General features: G+C 70.3%; 6 protein-coding genes. 4 read left to right on the plus strand and 2 right to left on the minus strand.

Translation table 11 applies throughout. The features are described from left to right. Window positions 1-32: 32 nt before the first annotated feature. Window positions 33-2,654, minus strand: coding sequence for a glycosyl hydrolase family 28 protein (locus CLT71_RS25865; RefSeq protein ID WP_158242309.1), 2,622 nt, complete (start codon window positions 2,652-2,654; stop codon window positions 33-35). A gap of 286 nt (window positions 2,655-2,940) precedes the next feature. On the opposite strand from CLT71_RS25865, the gene CLT71_RS25870 reads away from it, so the two are divergent. The 4 genes from CLT71_RS25870 (at window position 2,941) to CLT71_RS25885 (ending at window position 7,943) form a co-directional block, all read left to right on the plus strand. After that, window positions 2,941-3,777 carry a hypothetical protein gene (locus tag CLT71_RS25870; protein ID WP_101369401.1) on the plus strand — a complete coding sequence of 279 codons (837 nt, stop codon included), beginning with the start codon at window positions 2,941-2,943 and terminating at the stop codon, window positions 3,775-3,777. Next, window positions 3,774-4,940 carry a hypothetical protein gene (locus CLT71_RS25875; RefSeq protein ID WP_486483446.1) on the plus strand — a complete coding sequence of 389 codons (1,167 nt, stop codon included), beginning with the start codon at window positions 3,774-3,776 and terminating at the stop codon, window positions 4,938-4,940. Before CLT71_RS25870 ends, CLT71_RS25875 begins: the two co-directional genes overlap by 4 nt. A 106-nt stretch (window positions 4,941-5,046) precedes the next feature. Next, window positions 5,047-6,570, plus strand: a complete 1,524-nt coding sequence (locus tag CLT71_RS25880; RefSeq protein ID WP_101369402.1) for a hypothetical protein — start codon at window positions 5,047-5,049, stop codon at window positions 6,568-6,570. Beyond that, window positions 6,567-7,943 carry an AAA domain-containing protein gene (locus CLT71_RS25885; protein WP_101369403.1) on the plus strand — a complete coding sequence of 459 codons (1,377 nt, stop codon included), beginning with the start codon at window positions 6,567-6,569 and terminating at the stop codon, window positions 7,941-7,943. Before CLT71_RS25880 ends, CLT71_RS25885 begins: the two co-directional genes overlap by 4 nt. Window positions 7,944-7,952: 9 nt before the next feature. Here the strand turns inward: CLT71_RS25885 and CLT71_RS25890 are convergent, their stop codons facing one another. Then, a complete protein-coding gene (locus tag CLT71_RS25890; protein ID WP_101369404.1) occupies window positions 7,953-11,078 on the minus strand; it encodes a DUF3427 domain-containing protein in 3,126 nt (1,041 codons plus the stop codon). Window positions 11,079-11,100 lie beyond the last annotated feature (22 nt).

Raw genomic sequence — 11,100 nt, forward strand, 5'->3', positions numbered from 1 at the left:
CCGCCGCTGCTGGCCAGGGTTACCGGCCTGCGCTACCGGTCGGAGGCGTTCAGCACGTCCCGGAGGAGGGTGCCGGGGCGCCCGTTCGGGTCAGGCACGGTGGCGGTCACAGCCCGCAGGGTGACTCCGTCGACGTGCCGCAGATACGTCCCGTACGCCGGGGGAGCGGTCCAGTGCCAGGCTTCCGGGTAGCGCCCGTCATACTCGTCCGGCTCCACCGGGCCGGCGCTGCCGCCGGAGACCAGGTCGAACCGGATGTCGTCCAGCAGCACGTCGTAGATCTTGGCGGTGCCGGTGGACTCGCGGGTACCGGTGATCAGTGCGGCGTTGCCGAGGTGGTTGGCCGGGCGGCCGTCGGCGACCCGGGTGGCGACGATGTCCTCGAAGCGCAGCCCACTGACCCAGGTCGGGTCGAGCGCCGGACGCGGCACCCCGGAACCGTCGACCCAGACCCGACGGCCGATCAGCACGAACACCGCCCGGCGGGTCCGGTCCACGGTGATCCGCCGGAAGGTGACGTTCTGCACCGCGCCACCGTCCACGGCGGTGATCACCAGCGCTCCGATGCTGATGTTCTTGACCAGTACGTCCTCGACCACGATGTCCTGGAAGGTGCCGTGGCTGGCGGTACCGAGCTTGATCCCGTTGGCCCGGGTGGAGGCGCCGACCGTGGAAAGCCGGACGACGGCACCCCGCACCCCGTGACTCGGCGAGCCCGGCTCCACCTGGGAGCTGTTCGTCGGGTGGGTCTTGAAGCAGATCGCGTCGTCGTCGGCGAAGACCGCCACCCGCTCGACGAGTACGTCGTGGCTGTCGACGATGTCGATGCCGTCCCGGCCGCCGACGATGCTGCTGTCGATGTCGACGTCCGAGATGGTCAGTCCGTCGATCTCGGTCGGCACCAGCCCCCAGGCGCCGGAGTCCTTGAGGTGGATGTCGCGGATCGTGACGTTCCGGCCACGGGCCAGGTAGACGGCGGCCGGGCCGGGCCGTTCGGGTTGCAGGCCGGTCCACGGCGGGTTCCGGCCGTCGCCGTCGATCACCCCGCCGCCGGTGATCACCAGGTTGTCGGCCCGGTGCGCGTAGAGCAGTGCCCGCTGCACCAGCCCGCCGACGAACGGTGGATTGTCGGTGCCGCCCCGCAGCGGCGGATAGGCGCTCTCGGTGCGACTGCCGAGCAGCATCGCGTCCGGGGCGACGAAGAACGTCAGGTCGGACTTCAGCCGGATGGTGCCGGACCGGAAGACGCCGCCGGCCAGCAGTACCGTGCCGCCGGCCGGTACGGCCTCGACCGCCCGCCGGATCGCCGGGCCGTCGTCGGTGACGCCGTCCCCGACGGCGCCGTGGTCGCGTACGTCCACGACGGTGCCGGGCGGGGCCGGGGCCGGGTTGCGGTGCACGAGTACCCGGTCGACGAGCAGGGTGCCGCGCTGTCCCTCACCAACGGCGAACCACAGCCGGCCGATGTCGGTGGCGGCCGGGTCGCGGAACGGGTACCGGGTGGGTGCGGCCGCCGGGCCGACGGCGGGATGGCGGCGGCCGTCGACGTACACGGTGAACTGTCGGGCCGGCACGTCCAGCACCAGCCGCACCGTGTACCACTCGCCCGGCCGGACGCCGGAGACCAGCACGTGGCTGACCCCGCCGGTGGCGAGTTGCAGATGCCCGTCACTGAACTGGAGCGCCGCCGCCGTACGCCCACTCGTGCTCTGTGCGTAGAGCGCGACCTTGACCCCGGTGGTTTCCTCGGTACGCAGGTTCGCCAGTACGTTGACCGTGCCACCCTGGCCCGGGAAACTCCGGACCGTGCCGTTCTCGCCGCTGGTGGTGTCCTTGGCCAGCCGTAGGCTGCGGTCCTCCGCACTGGGAACGGCGGCGACGGTCGGGGTGCCGCCGGTGCCGGTCGGTGCGTAACCGGGTGCCGGTGACCCGACCGGCACCTCGTCGAAGAGGTCGAACGCCTGGTAGTGCACGGTCGGCTCAGGCACCCGGCGCAGCGAGACGTTGTCGACGTGCAGGGTGCCGGAGTAGCCGGCGCCGATACCGAAGGTGAGTCGGCCGACATCGGTGGCGGCCTGCCGGAACGGCACGTCACCGATCACCCGCTGCCCGTCCACGAACAGGTCGAACCGCTGCGTCCCGGTACGCAGCACCACGCGGAGCACGTACCAGCGCTGGGCCGTGGCCGGGGTGAGGACCGTGCCGGGGCCGGCGAGATGGAACCGGCCGTCCCGGACGGCGACACTGGCGGTCGGAACTCCGGTGGAGCCGGCGACGTAGAGCACGTTGAACCAACCGGTGGTCCGGTCGACCCGGATCCGTGCCTCGGCGTGCACGGTACCGGTGAGCGGCTGCGGGGCGGTGCGTTCGGCGAGCGCGCTCGACGGCGTACCCGTTTTGGCTATCCGCAGGCTGCGGTCCACGGCGTCGGGCAGCGCGGCGACACCGACGCTGCCGCCGGAGGTGTCGGTGCCCCAGCCGGCCGGTACGGCACCGGCGGCGGTGTTGTTGAAGTGCTCGCTGACCGCCGCGCCCACCGCCGGCCGAGCGGCCTCGGCGCTGCTGCCGGCCTGGGTGCTGGTGCCGGCCTGGATGTGGCCGGCTGTTGCGCCGGGGGCGGGGGTGGCGACGGCGAGGGGGAGGCTGGTGGCCACGCAGCACGCCGCGACCAGGAGCGACCTGGCGGAGCGGGTGGGCCGGCTGGTGGAGCGGGTGGGCGAGCTGGCAGAGCGGGCTGGCCGGGGCAGCCGGCTACGCCACCCGGACGACGACCACGACACTGTCCGACCCCCGTTTCGCCGTGGTGTCCCTGCCACGGCCAGGAAAGCCTAGCGGCGGCCGGGGGAGGATGGCCGTCTGGAGCACCGAGATCGCCACCAAGCCCGGCGCGCCGCGACGCTGGTAATTGCTGGAAAAGAGTGGAACTCGTACTCTGCCAGCGTGGCCGAGTCGGTGGACGCGATCGAGCACCGGATCGACGCCCTGCGTGCGGAGATCCGGCGCGCGGTGGCGATCCGGGACGCCAGCCGGACCCGGGCACTCCGGGCCGAGCTGCGAGCCGCCGAACGTGACTGGGAGCAGGCGGTCGCCGACCTCGCTGATGTCGCCGATCTCGCCGACCTCACCGGGTCGGGCGGGGCGCTGGTGCCGGTACGTGAGCAGGTGCACCACGCGCTGACCCTGCTCTCCGTACCGGCGGCGCCGAGACTGATCGCCGAGGTGCACGCGGCGTTCTTCGGCCCGTCGGCACCGAGCCTGGCCGCGAACCGGCTCACCCACCTGCGGCGGGACGAGAAGCGCTCGTTCGAAACCGCGCCGTACGCCCGGCCGTACCATCTCTGCGCGGCGCTGACCGCCGCACACCTGGCACCGGCGCGCGGCCTGATCGCGGTCTCCACCTGGTCGCTGGAGCGGCGGATCGTCGGCCCGCTCAGCCCTCGGGTCGACTTCCTGACCGCCGCCGTCCGGGTGGCGCAGCGGGCCGGCACCGTTCCGGAGGGCAGGGCGTCGGTGCACAAGCTGCTGTGGCGATTCGCCACGAACATCCCCGGCGCCACGAACGTTCCCGGGGCGGGCGGATCACCGGAGCCACTTGATCGCCATGACACAGTGGATCCGCAGACGGTGATCCGGGCGGCCGAGGCCGAGCACGCGGTGCACGCCGAGGCCGACCGGGCACAGCGGAAGGCGGCGGCCGAGCGGGCCCGCCGGCAGCTCGACGACGTGCAACAACTCTTCGGCAGTTCGCTGCGGACGCTCCAGGGGAAGACGGCATGACGAGCATCAGCATGGGCACCAGCAGGAGTACCGCCGAGCGGCTGGCCGCGATCCGGGGCGGGGTGAAGCCGAAACGGCACAACGCGCGCACGATCGCCGCGCTGACCCGGAACCCGGGCTGCGCCCGGCGGGCCGTACTCGACACGGCCGGGGTGGACAAGCAGCGGCTGGCGGCGTACGTCGACTTTCCGGCCCGGTTCGGCCAGTCGGGGTTCGCCATCGCCCGGGGCAACGCGTTCGAGGCGCAGGTGAAGGCGAGCGGCGCCGCCGAACTGGTGAAACTGCTCCGGGAACGGCTCGGACTGCCGATCCCCGAGGTGGCCTACGACGACCTGGAGACGGTGACCGGGCGGGAGAAGGAAACCCCCGAGGTCCGGTACGCCCGCTCCCGAACCCTGCTGCTGCGGGCCGCCGCCGGGGAGGAGGACGCCGGCACGCTCTTCGACCACCCGCTGCTCGGGCTGGAGGTGGCCGGCCAGCGGGTCTACCTCGAACCGGACCTGATCGCCTTCCAGCACCAGGGACGGTTCCACGTCGTCGAGATCAAGTCGTTCGCGGTGGTAGACGGGCAGGCCGACCCGGGCAAGGTGTCGGCGGCGGCGATCCAGGCGGCCGTCTACGTGCTGGCGATGCGCCAGATGCTGGCCGAGGCCGGGTACGACCCGGAGATCGTGGCGCACGACGTGGTACTCGTCTGCCCGCGTGACTTCTCCAACCAGCCGACGGCGGTACTCGTCGACGTACGCCGGCAGTTGGCCGTGTTGCGGCGGCAGCTCGGCCGGATGACGAGGATCGAGGCGATGCTTGCCGCCCTGCCGCCGGACCTCAGCTTCGACCTGGCACCGGACGCCGACGGGGTGCCGACCCGGGCGCCGGAGGCACTTGTCGAGGCGTTGCGGACGGTCGATGCGCGGTACGCCCCGGACTGCCTGTCGGTCTGCGAGCTGGCCTACTTCTGCCGGGCGGAGGCGCGTGGCTGCACCGCCGCGCTCGGCACCTCGGCCCGGGAGGAGCTGGGTGGGATCGAACGGGTCGAGACCGCGCTCGGGCTGGCGAAGGGCGAGCTGACGCCCGCCGAGGAGCAGGAGGAGGCGGCGGCGCTGCTCCGGAACGCGGCCCGGCTCCGCGCCGAACTGCTGGCGACGGCCGGGACGGCGGGATGATCCTGCCCGAGCCGGTTTCCGTGCCCGTGCCCGAACCGGTGCCGGTGCTGGTGCTGGTGGCGGTCGGGGCGGGTGCCGGTGGCGTGCCGGGAGCCGGGACGGTGGCGTGAGCACCCTGACCGCGCTGGCCCGGGCCGAGGCGGTGGCGGCCGGGCGCGCCCAGCGGATCACGACGGTACGCCACCTGCACGTCGCGGACCGGCCGCTGGTCTTCATCCCGCTGAGCATGGCCGGCGAGGCGAACGCGCCACTGGCCGCGCTGGTCGGCACCGACCCGGCCGAGCCGAGGCTGCTGGTGGTGCCGCAGCCACGCAACCGGGACCAGCGTTTCGACTTCGCCGCCGAACTGGCCGAGATACTGCTGCGCTACCTGGACAGCTTCCGAGGTGTCGCGGAGCCGGTACCGGTGAACCGGGGCAAGGAGATTCGTTACCGGTTCGTGGACGCGCCGCAGATGCTCGTACCCAACTCCGCGGGGATCGGGTTCGTGCGGCTGTTCGGGCGGTCGACGCGGTTCCGGCGTACCGACGGAGACTATCCGGTGCACCCGTCGGTGCCGCTGCTCGGGCAGTGGTTGACGTTCCTGGCGGACCGGGCCGAACATCCCGGCTCCGGGATGCTGCTGGCGATGACCGAGGCGCTCGGGTTGCACTGGGCGACCGGGCAGTCCGCGCTGGAGGACGCCCACCTGGCGGCGCTGCTGGCCTGGATCGAGCCGACGGAAGGGCTGACCGGTGCCGACGCGGCGGTGCTGGCCGAGGACCCGCTGCGCTGGCCGCCGGCCGGACCGGCAACGGATCCGACCTTCGACAACGAGGTACTGGCACCGGCGATGGTCGCGTACGAGGAGGCGGTGGCGAGCGGCGACGAGGTGCGGCGGGGGCGGGCTCGGGGCGTACTCGAAGAAGCCGTGCGGTCGCAGCTCACGCCGACCTGGGAGCTGATGTGGCGGGGCGTGACGCTGCTCCGGGAACTGCCGGTCGGGTCGCGGGTGGCCCAGCGCTGGGCCGAGGACCGGGACGTGTTCAGCAACTTCGTCCTCTATGTCGACGGGGGCGGTTATCCGCAGCCGCGCCGGGACGGGGCGGTCAACGCGGCGCAACGGCTGCACCGGCTCGAACGGGCGTTGCAGTCGTACGCCGTCCAGCGCGCCTACGACGACCCGCTGGTGATGGCCGACCACCGGCTGACCGGGGAGGCTTTCGTCGGCGAGGTGACGTTGGCGGACGCGAACCGGATCGACGACAGCGGCAAGCGGCGGGTGCTGCGGCCCCGGATCCAGGTGACGACTGGAGATCCGGTGCTCGTACCTGTCGGGGCGGTGCTGCACTCGCCGAGCCGGCCGGGGCAGAAGGCGCGGGTGGTTTTCGTTACGCCGGACCGGGCGACGGGCCGGACGGACGTGGTGTTGGAGCTGTCGGGCGGGTTGGGGCGGTCGCTGAGCCCGGCGCCAGGGAGTGTGCCGGAGGTGGGGGACCGGCTCTGCTACACGACGCTGTCCGACTCGTTCATGCCGCCGGGTGAGTTCCCGAGCCGGGAGGAGACGCCGTGGACGCACGGCGGGCCGCCGCAGGCGTACGAGGAACCGGTGGAGCCGAGTGTCGACGACGCTCGGGAGGAGTGGTCATGACCTCTTCCGGTCTGCTGAGGCCAGCCGGCGGGTCCGGGCGGCCGGTGTTGCCGCCGGGTGAGGCGGCGCGGCGGGTGGTCGGGGAGGTGCTGGCCGACCTGCGCGGCGGGGACCACCGTGGGGTGGTGGTCGACTCGCCGCCGGGCGCGGGGAAGTCGACGCTCGTGGTGCGGGCGGCGGGGGAACTGGCCGAGGCGGGCGAGCCGCTGATCGTGATCGCCCAGACGAACGAGCAGGTCGACGACCTGATCGACCGGTTGGCGCAGGCGCGGCCGGAGCTGGCGATCGGGCGGCTGTCGGCGAACGACTACACGGCGACGGACCGGATCAAGAACTATTCGACGGTCCGGGTCGCGGCGAAGGTCGCGGATCTGGAAACGTCGTCCGTGATCATTGGTACGGCCGCCAAGTGGGCGCTGGTTCCGGAGGGGCGCTGGCCGTGGGCGATCGTGGACGAGGCGTACCAGATGCGCTCGGATGCGCTGCTGAGGGTGGCGGGACGGTTCGACCGGGCGTTGTTCGTGGGTGATCCGGGACAGTTGGATCCGTTCTCGACCGTGGAGACGGAACGCTGGACCGGGCTGACCTGGGATCCGATGCAGTCGGCGGTGGCGGCGCTGCTGCGGCACAACCCGGATCTGCCGGTACACCGGTTGCCGGTGTCGTGGCGCCTGCCGGCGTCGGCGGCTCCGGTGGTGGCGGAGGCGTTCTATCCGTTCACCGGGTTTTCGGCGGGGACCACGGCTGACCAGCGGGCGCTTTCGTTCACCACCGCCGGGCTCGGTGGTGGGGCGGTGGACGAGGCGCTGGAGATGGCGGCGTCCACCGGATGGGCGCTGTATGAGCTGCCGGCCCGGCACACGTTGCGGACCGATTCGGAGGCGGCGGCGGCCTGTGCGCGCTTGGCGTTGCGGGTGCTGGAGCGGGGCGCGGTGGCGGTGTCGGAACGCTTCCCCGAGGGCGCGCCCGTGACCGCCGACCGGATCGCGGTCGGGGCGGCGCACCGGGACCAGGTGACGGCGATCCGGGCACGACTCGGGGCGGCCGGGGCGGGAATCACCGTCGACACGGCGAACCGGTTGCAGGGGCGCGAGTACGACGTGGTGATCGTGCTGCACCCGTTGTCGGGGCGACGCGACGCGACCGCGTTCCACCTGGAGGCGGGACGGTTGTGCGTACTGGTATCACGGCATCGGCACGCCTGTGTGGTGGTGGCCCGGGCCGGAATCGGGGAGTTGTTGGACGCCCATCCGTCGACCGAGCCGGTGCACCTGAACGTACCGGTCAAGTTCCCGGACGGCTGGGAAGCGAACCAGGCGGTGATGGCACATGTCGCGAGCCACCGAGCACTCGCTCGACTCCAGCACGGCTGAGGGGCGTCCTCAGGCTGCGATGTTCCGGGCAGCTGAATAGACGTCGGGTGGGAGAGGTTTGTCGAGCCGCCACAGTACTCGCATTGGCCGGCTGCCGGTGTGCGAGTCATAGGTCATCGGGCCGGCATACAGATACGGCGGAGCGCCGAGGTCTCCATCACGGATTTTGGCCTCACGGACGAAGAGATGCACAGTCGATCCGCCCTTGGCATGGCGGATGTAGCGCTGCCCGGTCGGTGAAGCTGCCGAGGTAGTACTCTGCGACTCCCATTGGAAGAGCTCGTCGGTGATGGCGCGGTCGGCGTACATGGTGGTGGGGGAGTAGTGGCGCTCACTCTTGAGTAGCGTGACGAAGAAGAGGTCGGCTTGCTCTTCCGGCACCCACTTCACGCCTTCACGAAGCTGCGTTGGATCCGACACGCCGAAGCCGGCACAGGCCTCATCGCGGCTGTACCGGGCGTGCACCCGTAGTGGGACGGTTGCCGAGACCGGTCCGGTTGTGATCCGGTGGATGCGGTCCTCCAGCACCCCAGCAAGCTGGACGAGTTCATCGCACCGGTCTGGATGACCCCAGAGCCGCCGTAGTCCTTCCTCCTTGCGGTCAAGCGGAATTCTGTTACCCCAGAGCACGATGTGTAGGAGGTCTGCGAGTCGGTCAGCGCCGGGGCGCCGCTCGGCGGCGACCTGGCGAAGCAGAGCGAGCCGGTCCGGGTCGTCCAGGTGCAGCATCCGACCGATGGCGGCGCCAAGTGTGGCGTCATCCGGCCCGATAGGACCCTGGCTCAGGCCGGCTCGACGGCGGAGCCCGGTCCAGCCGCCGAGGCTCTTGCGACGGTAGATGTCGTCCAGCTCCAGGCCGGTTTCACGGAGGAAATCGGCGAGGCTGACGTCTCCGAGCTCTCGTAACTCAGCGGTGAGGTTGGCCGTCGAGTTGGGCAGCGCTGCCTTGAGGTTGGCCAGGACGATGTCCTTCGCTACCCGATCGAGCTCAATGTGACAGCCGCTGGGCAGGTGCGGAAAATCGTCAGCGACAGCGTTAGTCAGCGCTCGGCGGCTGACTCCGGTCAGCGCTCGCCATCGAAGGTCGAAACGGAAGTTGGCGTGTTGGCCACCGATGAAATCGAGCACAGTCAAGCAGGCTTTGCCCTCGTCAAGGCGCAGTCCCCGGCCGAGCTGCTGAAGGAAGACCGTGGCGCTCTCGGTGGGACGAAGCATCAGGATCGTGTCGACCATCGGCAGGTCGACGCCCTCGTTGAACAGGTCCACGGTGAAGAGGACCCGCAACTCGCCACGTCGAAAGCTGTCGAGTAACCGCCTGCGCTGATCGGCGTCAAGGCGCGAGGTCACGGCTGCGGACGGCACCCCTGACCAACTGAACGACTCCGCCATGTACTTGGCATGATCGACACTCACACAGAAGCCCAGCGCCCGCATTTGCGCGACATCGACCTTGTCACGTACCGCTCGCAAGATTTTCGAGACGCGCGCCCGGTTGCCGGTGTAGAGCTTGCTCAACTCGCTCGGGTCGTAGCCCTGGCTGCGCCGCCAGCGCAGCGTCGACAGATCGACGTCGTCGTGTAGGCCGAAGTATTGGAACGGCGCGAGAAGTTGTCGTTCGAGCGCTTCCCACAGGTGCAGTTCGACTGCTGCCCGTCCGTCGAACCAGCGGCGCACGTCGCCGCCGTCCGTCCGATCCGGAGTCGCGGTCAAGCCGAGGAGTACGCGGGGTTTGAGTCGCGTCAGCACGCGTGCATACGTGGGCGCCTCGGCGTGATGGAATTCGTCAACGATCACCATGTCGAATCGGTCGGGCGGTAGATCCTCCTCGCCGAGCCGATGCAGGGATTGAATCGAGGCGAAGACGTACCGCCAGTCGCGTGGCTTTTCGCCGCCGACCAGGACTTCGCCGAAGCTGCCCTGATGCAGCACTTGCCGAAAGACCGAGCGGCTCTGCCGAAGGATCTGCTCCTGATGCGCGATGAAGAGCAGGCTATCGACCTTGCGGTCGTTCCAGAGGCGACGGTAATCGAGGGCAGCGACCACCGTCTTGCCGGTGCCGGTCGCCATCACCACCAGGTTGCGGTGGCGACCGTGCACCAGGCGTTCGGCCTCGAGGTCGGAGAGGATTTCCCGCTGATAGCCGTAGGGGCGGACATCGATGTTAGTGATCTCGATGTCGGTCTCGGTGGGCTCCACCAGGCGTTGACCACGCGGGAGCCGCGACCGGCGCTCGTGCTGAAGAGCTCGCCGGAGGCGATCGCCGTGCAGGGCTGGGTCGTACGATTCAAAGGCCGGATCGTTCCAGTAGTCGGTAAACGTTGCATCGAAGGTGTCTAGTACGTGAGGCTGCTCCAGGTTGGAGACCCGGACGTTCCACTCCAGGCCGTCGACCAGGGCTGCCCGGGACAGGTTCGAGGAGCCGACGTAGGCGGTGACGACCCCGCTGTTCCGGTAAAAGCGCCAAGCCTTGGCATGCAGCCGAGTGGTCTTGGTTTCATAGGAAATCCTGATCTCGGCCCCCAGCTCGGCGAGCCGATTCACGGCACGGTGGTCCGTCGCGCCAAGGTAGGTCGTGGTGATGACTCGGAGGCGGCCACCGCGAGCAATCAGCTCTTGGATGGAACCCTCCAGCATGCGCACGCCGTACCAGGTGATGAAGGCGCAGAGCAGATCGACTCGATCCGCCGAGGCCATCTCGGTGTTGACCTCGTGCCCGATGCGGGGCTGGTGTCGCCCGTTGACCAGGAGGGCACCGGTAGACAGCGGAGTGCTGGGCCGGACCGGAAAGTGCGGGGCGGCCGGTGGCATCGGTGGGTGAGCGATGGCGGTGAGGAGCTGCCTGTGCGCCTCGGCTAGTTGGTCCTCATCGCCGACTGCACGTGGCTCAATGTCCGCGATGCGCTGCGCGATGCTGTTGGCCATCGCGATCTGTCGAGCGAGTCGCTCGTTGTCGTTGCCGCCGATGGAGCGCAGTGCCCGTTGAGCCAGCCCGGTGATATGCCGTGCCAGCACGACGTGGGCATCAGCCGGGTCAAGGGCGGCTCGTTCGATCAGTTCGGGATCGAGGCGTTCGAGCTTGCCGGCAATCTCGTTGGTGATGAGGTGTTCGTAGATGCCCCGTGCCAGCTCCGTCACCCCGGAGAGGCTAGCGGCTCGT

The sequence above is a fragment of the Plantactinospora sp. CNZ320 genome, assembly GCF_002846275.1.

What these genes read in the sequence shown, in the direction of transcription:
- CLT71_RS25875 (WP_486483446.1), top strand. Translation starts at nt 3,774, where the DNA reads ATGACGAGCATCAGCATGGGCACCAGCAGGAGTACCGCCGAGCGGCTG.
- CLT71_RS25885 (WP_101369403.1), top strand. Translation starts at nt 6,567, where the DNA reads ATGACCTCTTCCGGTCTGCTGAGGCCAGCCGGCGGGTCCGGGCGGCCG.